Consider the following 14,578-nt stretch of genomic DNA (forward strand, 5'->3'; position numbering starts at 1 on the left):
ACCGCTCACGGTCAGGAAGCGAAATTCTCGAGCACCAGCTTGCCGGTCGCCCGACCGGTTTCCAGCAGGGCATGCGCCTTGCGCAGATTCTCTGCGTTGATCGGCGTAAATATCTCGTTGACCGTCGAGCGAATTCGGCCCGCGTCGATTTCGTCGGCGACATGATTGAGCAGCCTGTGCTGTTCGATCATGTCGGGCGTCTGGAACATCGAACGGGTGAACATGAATTCCCAGACCAGACCGGCGGCCTTGGTCTTCAGCACGGCCTGGCTCAGCGGCTTTTCATTCTCAACAATGGACACGATCCTTCCCTGTGGCCGGATCAGGTCGGTCACCGCATCCCAATGGCCGTCGGTGTGATTGAAGATCGCGATATGATCGACAAATTCCAGCCCCAGCTTCTCGACCTGCGGGCGCAAAGGTTCGCGGTGATTGATCACATGATCGGCACCCAGATCCCGAACCCATTGCGATGTTTCTTCGCGTGATGCGGTTGCGATCACCGACAAGCCGGCCGCTTTGGCCAGCTGGATGGCGATCGATCCGACGCCGCCCGCGCCGCCGATGATCAGGAGCGTTTCGCCCCGGTTGCCGCCGTCCCGGTCGAGGTCGAGCCGGTCGAAAAAGGCTTCATAGGCAGTAATAGTGGTCAGCGGCAAGGCGGCGGCTTCGGCAAAGCCGAGCGACGTCGGCTTGCGGCCGACGATCCGCTCGTCGACCAGCTGATATTCGGCATAGGCGCCAGGCCGGGTGATATCCCCGGCATAATAGACTTCGTCGCCGGGGCTGAACAATGTCACATCCCGGCCAACAGCCTCCACGACGCCTGCGGCATCCCATCCAAGAATACGGGGCCTGTCCTCCACATCATCCTTGGGCGCGCGCACCTTTGTGTCGACAGGGTTTACGGCAATGGCGTGAATTTTGACCAATATGTCCCGGCCTTCGGCAACGGGCTTTTCCACTTCCACATCGACCAGGGATTCCGGATTTTCGATGGGCAGGTAACGGGTTAGTCCAATGGCTTTCATGATCGATATCCTTTTGCTGGTGCCGCCTGGCTTGCTGCGTGCCATCCCTAGAATATTCTGGTGGCGGAATAATTGACTGGTTCTGGAAATCACTATTTTCCATTTCCAAACAATCGACAATGTCCCCGGTCGCGGCGACAACGAAAAAAGGGGCCGGAAGTTTCCTTCCAGCCCCTCTTGTTGATTTCAGCGTAGACTGAACGGTCGGGTTTAGAAGCCCATTCCGCCCATGCCGCCGCCCATGCCGCCCATGTCGGGCATGCCGCCACCGGCTTTGTCTTCTGATGGTGTTTCAGCGACAGCCGCTTCGGTGGTGATCAGCAGACCGGCAACCGACGACGCGTCCTGCAGTGCTGCACGCACAACCTTGGTCGGATCGATGACGCCAGCTTTGACAAGGTCTTCATAAACATCGGTCGATGCGTTGAAGCCGAATTCCTTGCTCTTCTGGTCCAGCATCTTGCCGGCAACAACCGCGCCGTCAAAGCCCGCATTTTCAGCGATCTGACGAACCGGAGCCTGCAGCGCCTTGCGAACAATGTCGATACCGCGGGTCTGGTCGTCGTTAACGCCTTCAAGACCTTTGAGTGCCGAAGTTGCATAGAGCAGAGCGGAACCGCCGCCAGGGACAATGCCTTCTTCAACGGCAGCACGGGTTGCGTGCAGCGCGTCGTCGACACGGTCTTTCTTCTCTTTCACTTCGACTTCGGTCGCGCCGCCGACTTTGATCACGGCAACACCGCCAGCGAGTTTCGCCAGACGTTCCTGCAGCTTCTCTTTGTCATAGTCGGAAGTGGTGTTTTCGATCTGCGAACGGATCGCTTCAACACGTGCCTTGATGTCGGCTTTCTTGCCAGCGCCGTCGACGATCGTGGTGTTATCCTTGTCGATCGTGACATTCTTGGCTTCACCGAGCATGTTCAGCGTAACGCTTTCCAGCTTGATGCCGAGATCTTCGGAGATCATTTCACCCTTGGTGAGGATCGCAATATCTTCGAGCATCGCTTTACGGCGATCACCGAAACCAGGTGCCTTGACCGCAGCGATCTTCAGGCCGCCACGCAGCTTGTTGACCACGAGGGTCGCCAGCGCTTCGCCTTCGATATCTTCGGCAATGATCAAAAGCGGACGTCCGGCCTGGACAACGGCTTCCAGAATCGGAAGCAGTGGCTGCAGGTTGGTCAGCTTCTTTTCGTGGATCAGGATGTAGGGATTTTCGAGGTCCGCAATCATCTTGTCCGGGTTGGTGATGAAATAAGGGGACAGGTAACCGCGGTCAAACTGCATGCCTTCGACAACGTCGAGTTCAAAGTCGAGACCCTTGGCTTCTTCAACCGTAATAACGCCTTCCTTGCCGACTTTTTCCATGGCTTCGGCGATTTTCTCGCCAACTTCACGGTCGCCGTTGGCGGAGATGATGCCAACCTGGGCAATTTCTTCGCTGCCCTTGACGTCTTTCGAGCGTTTCTTGAGATCCGCAACCACGGCTTCAACAGCCTGGTCGATGCCGCGCTTCAGATCCATCGGGTTCATGCCGGCAGAAACGGATTTCATGCCTTCCTTGACGATCGCCTGGGCGAGAACGGTTGCGGTGGTGGTGCCGTCGCCAGCAACATCGTTGGTTTTCGATGCGACTTCACGAAGCATCTGTGCGCCCATATTTTCGAACTTGTCTTTCAGTTCGATTTCCTTGGCAACCGAAACACCGTCCTTGGTGATGCGCGGTGCGCCAAAGCTCTTGTCGAGCACAACGTTCCGGCCTTTGGGGCCGAGGGTTACTTTAACGGCGTCAGCCAGCGTGTTCACACCCTTGAGGATGCGTTCGCGAGCGTCGCGACCAAATTTTACGTCTTTAGCAGCCATGATATTTTCCTCTGCTTAGTTGATTGAAATGATGATGGGAGAAAGGCTTATTTCTCGAGAATGCCGAGAATATCACTTTCCTTCATGATGATCAGTTCTTCGCCGTCGACGGTGACTTCCGTGCCGGACCATTTGCCGAACAGGATCTTGTCGCCTTTTTTGACGTCGAGCGGCGTGGCTTTGCCACTGTCGTCTTTCAGGCCATTGCCGACAGCGACAACCTTGCCTTCAGATGGCTTTTCCTGGGCGCTATCCGGAATGATGATGCCGCCAGCAGTCTTGGTATCCGCTTCGACGCGACGCACCAGTACACGGTCATGTAATGGACGAAATTTCATAGATTTCCCTTTCTTGTCCAATCCAAATCTCTTCAGACCAGCCGTTGCGGCCGGTCGGCAGAGCAGAATTTGTGTGAATTAGCACTCTCTCCTTTCGAGTGCTAACGAAGTCCATGTAATAGCTATTCATCCGCCGTCAAGGGAAAGGGCGGAAAATATTTCATTGCGTTTTTATTGGATTTCCAAGGCATTGCGATTCGTTTCCCATGCAATCCGCATTGCTACGGAGGCGCGATGTAACCGGAGCATCGCCGAGGCCGAATGGCAATATGAGCCCGTTCTGGCGGGTTCCGACTTGTCCCCCAATTCCAAGAAGAGGAAAATCCATGTCTACTCTGGTCAAAACCACTACCGCAGCCGCTGCTCTCGCCGCGGCAGCCACACTGTCTCTCTCCGCCACCGCTGCCCAGGCAGCCGGTGCCAAGGAAAAATGCTACGGCATCGCGCTTGCCGGCAAGAATGACTGTGCCGCCGGTCCGGGCACAACATGCGCCGGAACCTCGACCGCCGACTATCAGGGTAACGCCTGGAAATATGTGGCCAAGGGCAGCTGCGTCAAAATGGGCGGCACGCTGACCGCGCACAAGGGCAATGCGAAACCGGTTCCCAAAAAGGGCTGAACGCGCTAAATTCCGTGGATGGCCGATATTCCTGACCCTCATGTTTCGTCGGTGATGACGATGCCGCGCTCCCTCCCCCCATCGGGTGGCATCGGTCTCAAGTCGGTACATTATAGCAATGTACTGGACGATGACGCACCGGCGAAACGTCCCTCCTGGGTAGAGGTTCATCCACAGAATTACTTCGGCGATGGCGGACCGGCGCACCGCTGGCTCACCGCCGTCGCCGAAGTCTATCCCCTGAGCTTTCACAGCGTCGGCCTGTCGCTGGGCAGCGCGGGCGGACTCAATGGTGACGATCTGGAAAAGCTGGCCGCGCTCTGCGACCGCTATCAGCCGGCGATGGTCTCCGATCATCTCAGCTGGAGCGGCAATGCCCATGACCGCTATCCCGACCTGCTCCCCATTCCCTATACACAGGAAGCGCTCGACCATTTCGCCGGCGAAATCGGCAAGGTGCAGGACCGTCTGCAGCGCCCGATCCTGATCGAAAATCCGTCCCGCTATCTCTCCTATCGCGACGACACAATGAGCGAGACCGACTTCATCCACGCGCTTTGCCGCCGGGCCGGATGCGGCCTACTGTTCGACATCAACAATGTCGAGGTGACCGCGACCAATGTCGGGCTGGATATGCACGCCTATATCGACGCGATCGATCCGGCAATCGTCGGCGAAATCCATCTCGCCGGTCATGCGACGGAAAGCCACGACAGCGGGCCGCTGCTGATCGACGACCATGGCTCGATTGTCAGCGACGTCACCTGGGACCTCTATCGCCGATTCATCACCCGCGCCGGCCCGATCGCCACGCTGATCGAATGGGACACGGATATTCCCGCTTATGATGTGCTGATGGCGGAAGTCACCAAGGCGGAAGCAATATTGGCCGCCCCTGTGCCGGAGGCGGTGCGCCATGCCCTCGCTCGCTGAAGGCCAGTCGCGCTTCGTCGCCTGCCTGCAGAAGGGCCCAGCACATTTTCCCGACGATATGTTCGCCGAGGACAAGGCGCGGGCGCTGCTCGGCCTGAAGGCGCACGCCAACACCATCTCCCACGCCCGGCTGGTGGCGCTGGAAGACTGCTATCCCCGCCTGCATGACCATTTGGGTCACGAGCTTTTTCACAGTCTCTCGCGCGCCTATGTCGAACAGGCTTCCGTCATGGCCAGCGACCTCAACCAAATCGGCGCGGCCTTCCCCGCCTTTCTGGAAGAAAGGGACCATGGCGGCGCGGACATCGATCTTGCCCGGATCGAATGGGCCTGGCTGGAAAGCTATCGCAGCGCCGAGGCCCATCCGCTCGCGCTCGCCGATATCGCATCGCTCGGCGAAGCCGATCTGCTGGCCTTTCCGGTGGCCGCCCATCCGGCGATGCGCCTGGTCGCGCTGACCGCGCCCTTGTCGCCGGCGCTGCCCGAACTGGCCGGCACAGATGCCCGCGCGCTGATGATCACCCGAGCAGAAGCGCAGATATTATTCTATCCGCTGACCGCGACGCAGCAGGCCATTGCGGAAAAACTTCCCGAATGCACAACCTTGGGTAACCTTTTAGCCCATGCGCTCGAACTGGAGGCAGAAGCCACGGCGATGCAGCCCATTATCAAGCTGATCCAGGCCGGGGCGCTGACACCAGTCGAGGGAAGTTGATATGAAATCCATGATCCGGAAAATGATAGGCCTGGTGAGCGGTTCGGTGCCGGAGGGGATCGTCCTGCTGTTCACCCGCGTGGCGCTGGCCGGTATTTTCTGGCGCTCGGCCCGCACCAAGGTCGAGGACGGCAGCTGGCTGCAGATGAGCGACACCACGGTTCTGCTGTTCCGTGAGGAATATGGCATGCCCTGGCCGGAAATCACCGGTCTGCTGGCGACCTATGCGGAACATTTTCTCCCGATCCTCGTCGTGCTCGGCCTGTTCACTCGCATCGGCGCCGCCGGCCTGCTGGTGATGACTTTGGTCATCCAGTTTTTCGTCTATCCCGAGGCCTGGTGGCAGGTGCATATTCTCTGGGTCGCGCTGGCCGGCATATTGATCGTGCGCGGTGGCGGGATATTCTCGCTCGACCGGCTGACCGGTCACAAGTTCGGCTGAACCGATGATCGCCAATGAAGAAACCTTCCGGCGTCTGATGACCAAGGCCCAGGCCGGCGACAAGCTTTGCTATTCCAGCCTGCTCACCGAATGCGAGAAATGGCTGCGGCGCTATTATGCGCGCAAGATCAACCCGGCGGCGATCGATGATCTGGTGCAGGAGACGCTGATCTCGCTGCACCGCAAGCGGGCGAGCTATGATCCGGCAAGGCCCTTTCTGCCGTGGCTCGCCGCCATCGGCCGCTACCGCTGGATCGACAGCCTGCGCAAGATATACCGGCACGAACATGACCAGCTCTACGAGGATATGGTCGCCGATCCGCAGGATGAAACAGTGACGGCCAAGGTCAGTCTGGAGCGGCTGCTCGACCGGATCCCGCCGAAGCAGGCCGAAGTGATCAGTCTGGTCAAGATCGAGGGCCTCAGCATCATCGAGGCCTCGGCCAAAACCGGCCAGTCTGAATCGCTGGTCAAAGTGAATATCCATCGCGGGCTGAAGAAGCTCTCCGCGATGGTAGAAACAGAATGAGAGTAGAAGAGTATAATTTATGTCGGACATGATGATAGACCGTCTCGTCGAGGATTTGACTCCGGTGAAACCGCTGAAGAACCGCAATGGCTTTGCGCTGACGCTGGCCATTGCGGCGATTCTGACGGCGCTGGTCGCCCTGATTGCCGGCGTGCGCGGCGACATATTGATGGGTGTGCCGCATCCGATGTTCTTCTTGCGGGGCGGCGCCTTGCTGCTGCTCGGTCTGACCAGCAGCTATGCGGTCATCGCGATGAGCCAGCCGGCCGTCGGCAACAGCTTCAAGGGCTGGATCTGGGCGCTGGCAGCCGCCCTGCTGTTCCCGGCCACGGCGGCGGTCATGGCAATGATGACCCTGCCCGGCAATATGGCGATACTGGTCCCCCGCTATGGCATGGAATGTCTGGGCGTCAGCATGCTGGGAGGCCTCGGCATAGCGACGGTACAGGTTCTCTGGCTGCGCCGCGGCGCTCCGGTGGCGCTGGAACGGGCCGGCTGGCTGGTCGGCATGTCCTCCGGCGCGCTCGGCGCGGCGGCCTATAGCCTGCACTGCCCGTTCAACAGCATATTCTATATCGGCTTGTGGTACTCTCTCGCCGTCGCCACTTGCGCGATTGTCGGCCGCTTGCTGGTTCCCCGTCTTATCCGCTGGTAATATCGGGCCGCTATCCCATATAGAAGGGATGAATCCGGTCTAAACAGGGATATGAATATGCAATTTGCACGAGCGGCGTGGAAATTTCTGGTCGCGATCAAGGACGGCATGGTCCTGATTGCCATGCTGCTGTTTTTCGGCGCGCTCTATGCCCTGCTGTCTTCCCAGCCCAATAGCGGCGCGATCCGCGACGGCGCTCTGCTGCTCGATCTGAACGGTGTGGTTGTCGAAGAACCGGCAGCCCCCACTTTCGAGGATTTTCTGGCCGGTGCCGGCAACAACCCGCGCGAATATCGCCTGCGCGATGTCGTCCGTGCGATCGATGCCAGCGCGGAGGATGACCGCGTCAAGGCGATCGTCCTCGACCTCAGCAGTTTTGTCGGCGGCGGCCAGACCAGCCTGACCGATATCGGCGAGGCGCTCGCGCGCGCCAAGAAGGCCGGCAAACCGGTCTATGCCTTCGCCAATTTCTACAGTGACGACAGCTACCAGATTGCCGCTCACGCGACCGAAATCTGGATGGACCCGATGGGCGGAATCATCTTTGCCGGCCCCGGCGGCAACCGGCTCTATTACAAGGGCCTGATCGACCGGCTCGGCGTAACCGCCAATATCTATCGCGTCGGCACCTACAAGAGCGCGGTCGAACCCTATATGCGTTCCGACCAGTCACCGGCCTCCCGCGAAGCGTCGCAAGCGCTTTACAAAGTGCTGTGGGACGGTTGGCTTGCCGAGATCGCCAAATCGCGGCCGCAGGCTTCGATCAAGGCCTTTGCCGAGGATCCGGCAAGCTTCATCACCGCTGCCGGCGGCGACTATGCAGCGGTCGCCATGCAGCAGAAGCTGATCGACAAGCTGGGTGACAAGACCGCTTTTGACCGGTTTGTTGCCGAGAAAGTGGGTATAGACGAAACGTCCGCGCCCGACAGTTTCAACGCCATCGACTATGACGATTTTGTCGCGGCCCATCCCGCCGAAACCGACGGCTCGCCAATCGGCGTGATAACCGTTGCCGGCGAGATTGTCGGCGGCAAGACCGGCCCCGGCATGGCCGCCAGCGGGCGGATTGCCGAACTCATCTATAGCGCTCTGGAAGAAGACGAACTCAAGGCGCTGGTGGTCCGCGTGGATTCGCCCGGCGGCTCGGCCTTTGCCAGCGAGGAAATCCGCCTGGCGCTGCTCGAAGCGAAAAAGAAGAAACTGCCGGTCGTCATTTCGATGGGCGATGTTGCGGCCAGCGGCGGCTATTGGGTCGCCACGGCCGGTGACCATATCTTTGCCGAGCCCGACACCATCACCGGCTCCATCGGCGTCTTCGCGGTTCTGCCCAGCTTTGAAAAGGCCCTCGCTAAATGGGGTGTCACCGCCGATGGCGTCCAGACCACACCACTGTCCGGCGAACCCGATTTTGTCGGCGGCTTCAGCGACGACCTTAATGCGATTTTGCAGGCGGGAGTCGAGGACAGCTATGGCGACTTCATCAAGCTGGTCGCCGCAGCGCGCGGCAAGACACCGGCAGAAGTCGATACAATCGGTCAGGGCCGCGTCTGGGATGGCGGGACCGCGCGGCAACTCGGGCTGGTCGACGCTTTTGGCGGAATGCCAGAGGCTTTGGCCGAGGCAGCCAAACGCGCGGGACTCGCGGAAGGCGATTATCATCCGCAATATCTCGATCCGCAGCCCCGATTCTCTTGGCTCCCGTTTGAAGGCATGCCCTTTGTCCGGCAACAGGGCGCGCCGGTCAGCGGCGTCATCGGCTGGGCCGCGCAGCGCCAGAAAGCGGCCTTCGGCGAAGCGCTGGCCACCGCCCAGGGCTTGCTGGCACGCGAGGATGTGCAGGCCCTGTGCCTGGAATGCGGAACCGGCGTGAGCCGCAACACAGCCGCGTCGGCCGGCTGGATCGACCGGCTGCTGCTTTATTCCTTGTCTTCAGCGCCGCGATAGGCGGGCAGCGAAAGCCCCTTGATGATCGCCAGTGCGCGCAGGGCAAATCCCGCGGCAAAGGCAATCAGTGCAGCGATAAATCCCTTTACGCCGATCTGGACCAGCAGCACGAACACCGAGGCCGCGAGCGCCCCGGCGGTCACGTAAAGCTCGGGCCGGATGATGATCGACGGCTCGCCGGAAATCAGATCACGAATCACCCCGCCAACGCTGGCGGTGATGATCCCCATGATCGCGGCGGGGACCGGATCAATGCCGAGCTGCATCGCCTTGGCGGCCCCGAACACCGAATAGGCCGCCAGTCCGATCGCATCGAACCAGTCGACCGCCGCAGGGCGCCAGAATTTGACCGGCGTTACCCAGACTAGCAGCGCGATGCTGAGACACAGGATCGGCACGCGCGCATCCTGCACCCAGAAAACCGGCGCGCCGATCAGCAGGTCGCGGACGGTACCGCCGCCAACCCCGGTGACCAGCGCGAAAAAGCCGAAGGTCACCAGAGTCTGCCGGTTGCGCGCCGCGACCAGCGCCCCGGAAATGGCAAATACCGCAATCCCGAAAAGATCGAGCCAGCCGAGCGCGCTGTAGAGAAAACCGGAATTCATGATGTCTTCCTTCGCTTGTGCCGGGTGAAGAGCAGGACGAAACCGAGGATCGATCCCAGCAGCGCGAGCGCCGCCGAACCGATCAGGATTGGATGACTGGTATCTTCGCGCGTCTGCAGGTCCATGATGTGCAGGCCCCACATGAAATCGAAGACGCGCCAGAACCGGGTGCGTACCGCCAGCGTCTCGCCCGTGTCCGCGTCGATATAGAAGCGCGCGTCATCGTCAAATATAACCTGCCACGAGGGCCGTCCGCTGCGCTGCTCCAGCGGCGCCTGGTCGGCAGCAAACAGGGTAACGGAGCGGATCGCCGCCTCGCCGGCCCGAGCCGCGCTCGCCAGCCTGTTGGCTTCGGCACCCGACACCGGCGGCAACAGGGCGCCGGTCTCCGCGTCCGCCCTTCGCTTTCCGCCATCGGCATAGGCAATTACCCAGAAGGGACCGCTGCTGTTCTGCTGCAGGGTCAGGCTCTTTGCCTGCCGCCCGTCGAGCAGGGGGGGCACCGGCTGGATAGCATCGAGCACCGGCGTTTCGCTGCGCAAATGATTGCCGCGAACCGTTTCAATCGGCTGCACCACCATCAGCAGTCCGCTGGCGGTCCAGATAATGATCGGCACCCCGATCAGCCAGCCGAGCCAGACATGCCAGCGCATGAGTTTATAATGTTTCATTCTGGCGTCCCGGACTTCCTGCAAAAACGGCTAAGTCGCCAATAGAGCCCCGATCTGTCGCGCACCATCAATTGTTTGATAATCCTGAAACCGGTCACCGATCACCTGCATGCCGACGGGCAAGCCGTCGACGGTGCCGATAGGCAGCACGGTTGCTGGAAGACCGGGGAAGGTGACCAGTCCCGCCCAGGCGAGCTGCGGGCTGGCGGGGAGATTTTCGCCGTCAATCTCTATATTCCCCTGAAAAATCTGCCCGTCATGATGCCGAAAGGCCGGGGTGGCGCTTACCGGAGCCAGCACAAAATCAAATGCGCCAAACAGGTCCCGCCATTGCCGATAGACGCGCGCCTGTATGTCGCAAAGGTCAAACCAGTCGCGCACCGTGGCTTGCGTGCCATCGGGTGCCGGCAGGCCACCGGCCATCGCGATATTGAGCATTTTGAGATAGCTGTCATGGGATGCTGCAAGATCGGGAATCCATTCGCTGCGCCGCTCGACCTGGCCCCCGGCATCCTCGATTTGTCCGGCGACCCGGTCCAGTTCGGCGCGATAGCCGCGCGAACATCCGACCATCGGCTGCTCATCGATCAGCAGAAACCGGCCGCCTTTGATCGCAACATCCCGCCGCTGCAGCGGATGGTCGAGCGTGACCTCCAGCAAGGTCGCCAGATCCTCCGCCGAACGCGCCAGCGGACCGCAGACGGACAGCGCCGGTCGCGCGCTATCGGTGCCGGGATAGCCATGACCCTCGAGGCTGATGACATCGAAGGTCGGCTTGTGCCCCCAGATGCCGCAATAATGCGCAGGCACGCGGATCGAACCGCCAATATCGGATCCGAATTCACAGGGCAGCATCCCCGCGCTGACGGCGGCCGCGGCGCCGCCGGAGGAGCCACCCGGGGTGCGGTCGAGATCATGCGGATTGTTGGTCCGGCCATAGACGGGATTGTTTGACTGCCAGTCGGCCAGGTCCGGCGGGACATTGGTCTTGCCAACGATCACAGCCCCCGCCCGCTTGAGCCGTTTGACAACGGCCGCATCGGACGGCGCAATATTATTGCGCGCATATTCCAGACCCCAGGTCGAGGGATGACCGGCGAGGTTGAAGCTCTCCTTGACCGTCATCGGCACGCCGAAGAGCGGCTGGCCCGCTTGCGGTCCTTCATCGTCCAGCCGATTGGCTGCAGCACGGGCAGCATCAAAGTCGCGCACGACCACGGCATTGATCGGACCATCCAGCGCTTCAATACGGGCGATAGCCGCTTCCGTCGCGTCCCGGGCCGATAATTTTCCGGCGACAATATCGGACGCGATCCCGGTCGCGGTGGCTTCGGTGGTCAGTGTTGCAATCGCCATAGTCTCTCCCCCCGGGTTCCGGGCGGGAAGCCGTGACCCTTTGGGAAGAGATGCTACTGCTGACCGGGCTCCACATCAAGTGCGGAGCATGGACACTACATATGGATCGGCTTGCCTTGCACCGCCATGGCCGCTTCCTTGATCGCTTCCGAATGGGTCGGATGGGCGTGGCAAGTATAGGCGATATCCTCGCTGGTCGCACCAAATTCCATCGCCTGGGTGACCTGCGCGATCATCGTGCCGGCGAGCGACGAGATGATGTGGCAGCCAAGCACGCGGTCGGTCTTTGCGTCGGCGATAACCTTCACATAGCCTTCGGTGTCGCGATTGGTCTTGGCGCGACTGTTGGCGGCGAAGACGAATTTGCCGACCTTATATTCGGTGCCGCTGTCCTTCACCTCTTCCTCGGTCTTGCCGATGCTGGCAATTTCGGGATAGGTATAGACGACGCCGGGGATCAGGTCGTGATTGACGATGCCCTGCTGTCCGGCGATAAATTCCGCCGCGGCAATGCCTTCGTCCTCGGCCTTGTGCGCGAGCATCGGACCGGGGGTCACATCGCCAATCGCATAGACGCCGGGAACCTTGGTCTGGAAATCGTGGCCGACCTCGATCTGGCCGCGGTCGTTGGTTTCGACGCCGCTTTTTTCCAGCGCCAGCCCGTCGATATTCGGCTTGCGGCCGATTGCCACCAGCACGACATCGGCTTCCAGCGTCTCGCTGTCGCCGCCCTTGGCCGGTTCCATGGTGAGAGTCGCCTTCTTGCCCTTGACGGTGCAGCCGGTAACCTTGGTGCCGGTCTTGATATCGAAACCCTGTTTCTTGAACATCCGCGCCGCATCCTTGCGGATCGCGCCATCCATGCCGGGCAGAATCTGGTCGAGATATTCCACCACCGTGACTTTCGCACCGAGCCGCAGCCACACGCTGCCCAGTTCCAGCCCGATCACGCCGCCGCCGATCACGACCATATGGCCGGGAACCTTGGGCAGTTCGAGCGCGCCCGTCGAATCGACCACGACATGTTTGTCATTGTCAATCTCGACGCCCGGCAACGGGGTGACCGAAGAGCCGGTGGCGATCAGGATATTTTTCGCGGTATAGCTTTTGTCGCCAACCTTGACCGTGTGCGCATCTTCAAACGCGCCGCGGCCCTTGATCCAGTCGACCTTGTTCTTCTTGAACAGCAGTTCGATGCCGCCGGTCAATTCGGAGACAGCCTTCAGCTTCTCGGCCAACATCTGCTTGAGGTCGAGCTTCGCGCCGGTCAGCTTGACGCCGAATTTCTCCAGCGCGCCGCTATGGGCCTCGTGATAGAGTTCCGAAGCGTGCAGCATCGCCTTGGACGGGATGCAACCGACATTGAGGCAAGTGCCGCCCAGCGTCTCGCGGCTTTCGATGCAGCCGGTCTTCAGACCGAGTTGCGCGGCGCGGATCGCTGCGACATAGCCGCCGGGGCCGGAGCCGATTATCAGAAGATCATAGTCGAAATTGTCGGTCATAGTTCACCTCTATACTCGTCATCCTGAACTTGTTTCAGGATCTCTGGAGGTCCTGAGTTGCAAACCATCGAAGATAAACAAGTTCAGGATGACGAAAAAATTATAAATCAATCAAAAGCCGTGCCGGATCCTCGATCGCTTCCTTGATCCGCACCAGGAAAGTCACCGCTTCGCGGCCGTCGATCAGGCGATGGTCATAGCTGAGCGCCAGATACATCATCGGCCGCGCCTCGATCGAACCGTCGGGCATCACCACCGGCCGCTGTTCAATCCGGTGCAGGCCGAGCACGGCGGACTGCGGCGGGTTGATGATCGGCGTCGACATCAGCGAGCCGAACACGCCACCATTGGAGATGGTGAAGGTCCCGCCCTGCATGTCCGCCATCGTCAGCGTGCCGTCCTTGGCGCGCTTGCCGAAATCGGCGATCGTATTCTCGACATCGGCAAAGCTCATCGCTTCGGCGTTGCGGATGACCGGCACAACCAGACCATTGGGCGCGCTGACCGCGACCGAAATATCGGCATAATCATGATAGACGATTTCCTCGCCGTCGATCTGCGCGTTGACCGAGGGCACGTCTTTCAGTGCCATACAGGCGGCCTTGGCGAAAAAGCTCATGAAACCGAGCTTGATCCCGTGCTTCTTGGCGAACAGATCCTTGTACTTGTTGCGCGTCTCGATCACCGCGGTCATGTCGACATCGTTAAACGTGGTCAGCAGGGCCGCCGTATCCTGCGCCTCTTTCAGGCGCCGCGCGACGGTCTGGCGCAGACGGGTCATCCGCACCCGTTCCTCGTTGCGGTTGCCGCCCTGCGATGGCGCCGGAGCCGGCGCGCTGCTGGCCGCGCCGGTCTCGGCCTTTGGCGCCTGCTGCGCGCCCGATTTCACATATTGCTCGACATCCGCCTTGGTCAGCCGGCCGTCCTTGCCGGTGCCGGTGATCTGGCTGGGGTCGACGCCATGTTCGAGGACCAGCCGCCGGACCGACGGAGACAGGGTGATCGACGCATCGGATTCGTCCGCCTTTGCCTCGGTTCTGGCCGGAGCCGAAACCGGAGCGGATTTCGCTGCCGGAGCCGCGCCGCTGCCCGCCTCGATTGTCGCGATGACCGCGCCAACCTCGACCGTATCGCCGACAGCGACCTTGTGCTCGCCCATCACGCCGGCTTCCGGCGCGGGCACTTCCAGCGCCACCTTGTCGGTTTCCAGGCTGGCAATCGGTTCATCAGCAGCGACCGCGTCGCCGGGCTGCTTGAGCCATTCGCCCAAAGTCGCTTCAGTGATCGATTCGCCCAGTACCGGGACTGTTACTTCTGTTGCCATAATATCTACTCTGCTTTCGTAACTTCCTGCGTTCCTGCCACGGCAGCGGA

Annotated in this window: 15 protein-coding genes; 7 read left to right on the forward strand and 8 right to left on the reverse strand. The window is 60.6% G+C overall.

Annotated elements, in window-relative coordinates:
- Positions 1–11 precede the first annotated feature (11 nt).
- From CHN51_RS04565 to groES, 3 genes are all read right to left on the reverse strand, one after another.
- Positions 12–1,031 (reverse strand): zinc-binding alcohol dehydrogenase family protein, encoded by a 1,020-nt coding sequence (locus CHN51_RS04565; protein ID WP_100095429.1) that lies wholly within the window; start codon positions 1,029–1,031, stop codon positions 12–14.
- Positions 1,032–1,241: 210 nt separating this feature from the next.
- The gene (groL, locus tag CHN51_RS04570) at positions 1,242–2,894 is read right to left on the reverse strand and encodes a chaperonin GroEL (protein ID WP_100092958.1); all 1,653 of its coding nucleotides are present in this window, start codon (positions 2,892–2,894) and stop codon (positions 1,242–1,244) included.
- 47 nt (positions 2,895–2,941) lie between these two features.
- Positions 2,942–3,232 (reverse strand): co-chaperone GroES, encoded by a 291-nt coding sequence (gene groES, locus CHN51_RS04575; RefSeq protein WP_100092959.1) that lies wholly within the window; start codon positions 3,230–3,232, stop codon positions 2,942–2,944.
- 326 nt (positions 3,233–3,558) lie between these two features.
- Here groES and CHN51_RS04580 point away from each other — a divergent pair, with 326 nt between their 5' ends.
- From CHN51_RS04580 to sppA, 7 genes are read left to right on the forward strand one after another with little or no spacing between them, the layout of a single operon-like run.
- On the forward strand, positions 3,559–3,852 hold the full coding sequence (locus CHN51_RS04580; protein WP_100092960.1) for a DUF2282 domain-containing protein: 294 nt from the start codon (positions 3,559–3,561) through the stop codon (positions 3,850–3,852).
- Positions 3,853–3,912: 60 nt separating this feature from the next.
- Positions 3,913–4,785, forward strand: a complete 873-nt coding sequence (locus tag CHN51_RS04585; protein ID WP_100095430.1) for a DUF692 domain-containing protein — start codon at positions 3,913–3,915, stop codon at positions 4,783–4,785.
- The gene (locus CHN51_RS04590; RefSeq protein WP_100092961.1) at positions 4,769–5,500 is read left to right on the forward strand and encodes a putative DNA-binding domain-containing protein; all 732 of its coding nucleotides are present in this window, start codon (positions 4,769–4,771) and stop codon (positions 5,498–5,500) included. Before CHN51_RS04585 ends, CHN51_RS04590 begins: the two co-directional genes overlap by 17 nt.
- Before the next feature lies 1 nt (position 5,501).
- A complete protein-coding gene (locus tag CHN51_RS04595) occupies positions 5,502–5,942 on the forward strand; it encodes a DoxX family protein (protein WP_100092962.1) in 441 nt (146 codons plus the stop codon).
- Positions 5,943–5,946: 4 nt separating this feature from the next.
- Positions 5,947–6,471 (forward strand): sigma-70 family RNA polymerase sigma factor, encoded by a 525-nt coding sequence (locus CHN51_RS04600; protein ID WP_100092963.1) that lies wholly within the window; start codon positions 5,947–5,949, stop codon positions 6,469–6,471.
- A 19-nt stretch (positions 6,472–6,490) separates the two neighbouring features.
- On the forward strand, positions 6,491–7,126 hold the full coding sequence (locus tag CHN51_RS04605; protein WP_100092964.1) for a DUF1109 domain-containing protein: 636 nt from the start codon (positions 6,491–6,493) through the stop codon (positions 7,124–7,126).
- Positions 7,127–7,183: 57 nt separating this feature from the next.
- Positions 7,184–9,070, forward strand: coding sequence for a signal peptide peptidase SppA (gene sppA, locus CHN51_RS04610; RefSeq protein ID WP_100092965.1), 1,887 nt, complete (start codon positions 7,184–7,186; stop codon positions 9,068–9,070).
- Here the strand turns inward: sppA and CHN51_RS04615 are convergent.
- The 5 genes from CHN51_RS04615 to odhB form a co-directional block, all read right to left on the reverse strand.
- Complete coding sequence (locus CHN51_RS04615; RefSeq protein WP_100092966.1) at positions 9,043–9,675, reverse strand: trimeric intracellular cation channel family protein; 633 nt, start codon at positions 9,673–9,675, stop codon at positions 9,043–9,045. The two genes, sppA and CHN51_RS04615, sit on opposite strands and share 28 nt — an antisense overlap.
- Positions 9,672–10,346: a PepSY domain-containing protein gene (locus CHN51_RS04620; protein WP_100092967.1), complete on the reverse strand. Its 675-nt coding sequence runs from the start codon at positions 10,344–10,346 to the stop codon at positions 9,672–9,674. Before CHN51_RS04620 ends, CHN51_RS04615 begins: the two co-directional genes overlap by 4 nt.
- Positions 10,347–10,376: 30 nt before the next feature.
- A complete protein-coding gene (locus CHN51_RS04625; protein ID WP_100092968.1) occupies positions 10,377–11,702 on the reverse strand; it encodes an amidase family protein in 1,326 nt (441 codons plus the stop codon).
- A 95-nt stretch (positions 11,703–11,797) separates the two neighbouring features.
- Positions 11,798–13,204 carry a dihydrolipoyl dehydrogenase gene (lpdA, locus tag CHN51_RS04630; protein ID WP_100092969.1) on the reverse strand — a complete coding sequence of 469 codons (1,407 nt, stop codon included), beginning with the start codon at positions 13,202–13,204 and terminating at the stop codon, positions 11,798–11,800.
- 100 nt (positions 13,205–13,304) lie between these two features.
- Positions 13,305–14,528 carry a 2-oxoglutarate dehydrogenase complex dihydrolipoyllysine-residue succinyltransferase gene (odhB, locus tag CHN51_RS04635; protein WP_100092970.1) on the reverse strand — a complete coding sequence of 408 codons (1,224 nt, stop codon included), beginning with the start codon at positions 14,526–14,528 and terminating at the stop codon, positions 13,305–13,307.
- Positions 14,529–14,578 lie beyond the last annotated feature (50 nt).

It is taken from the genome of Sphingorhabdus sp. YGSMI21 (genome assembly GCF_002776575.1).
Taxonomy (GTDB): domain Bacteria; phylum Pseudomonadota; class Alphaproteobacteria; order Sphingomonadales; family Sphingomonadaceae; genus Parasphingorhabdus.

Bases quoted from the DNA above. Each gene is read 5' to 3' on its own strand.
- CHN51_RS04565 (WP_100095429.1), bottom strand. From the start codon at position 1,031: ATGAAAGCCATTGGACTAACCCGTTACCTGCCCATCGAAAATCCGGAA.
- groL (WP_100092958.1), bottom strand. From the start codon at position 2,894: ATGGCTGCTAAAGACGTAAAATTTGGTCGCGACGCTCGCGAACGCATC.
- groES (WP_100092959.1), bottom strand. From the start codon at position 3,232: ATGAAATTTCGTCCATTACATGACCGTGTACTGGTGCGTCGCGTCGAA.
- CHN51_RS04580 (WP_100092960.1), top strand. From the start codon at position 3,559: ATGTCTACTCTGGTCAAAACCACTACCGCAGCCGCTGCTCTCGCCGCG.
- CHN51_RS04585 (WP_100095430.1), top strand. From the start codon at position 3,913: ATGCCGCGCTCCCTCCCCCCATCGGGTGGCATCGGTCTCAAGTCGGTA.
- CHN51_RS04590 (WP_100092961.1), top strand. From the start codon at position 4,769: ATGCCCTCGCTCGCTGAAGGCCAGTCGCGCTTCGTCGCCTGCCTGCAG.
- CHN51_RS04595 (WP_100092962.1), top strand. From the start codon at position 5,502: ATGAAATCCATGATCCGGAAAATGATAGGCCTGGTGAGCGGTTCGGTG.
- CHN51_RS04600 (WP_100092963.1), top strand. From the start codon at position 5,947: ATGATCGCCAATGAAGAAACCTTCCGGCGTCTGATGACCAAGGCCCAG.
- CHN51_RS04605 (WP_100092964.1), top strand. From the start codon at position 6,491: ATGTCGGACATGATGATAGACCGTCTCGTCGAGGATTTGACTCCGGTG.
- sppA (WP_100092965.1), top strand. From the start codon at position 7,184: ATGCAATTTGCACGAGCGGCGTGGAAATTTCTGGTCGCGATCAAGGAC.
- CHN51_RS04615 (WP_100092966.1), bottom strand. From the start codon at position 9,675: ATGAATTCCGGTTTTCTCTACAGCGCGCTCGGCTGGCTCGATCTTTTC.
- CHN51_RS04620 (WP_100092967.1), bottom strand. From the start codon at position 10,346: ATGAAACATTATAAACTCATGCGCTGGCATGTCTGGCTCGGCTGGCTG.
- CHN51_RS04625 (WP_100092968.1), bottom strand. From the start codon at position 11,702: ATGGCGATTGCAACACTGACCACCGAAGCCACCGCGACCGGGATCGCG.
- lpdA (WP_100092969.1), bottom strand. From the start codon at position 13,204: ATGACCGACAATTTCGACTATGATCTTCTGATAATCGGCTCCGGCCCC.
- odhB (WP_100092970.1), bottom strand. From the start codon at position 14,528: ATGGCAACAGAAGTAACAGTCCCGGTACTGGGCGAATCGATCACTGAA.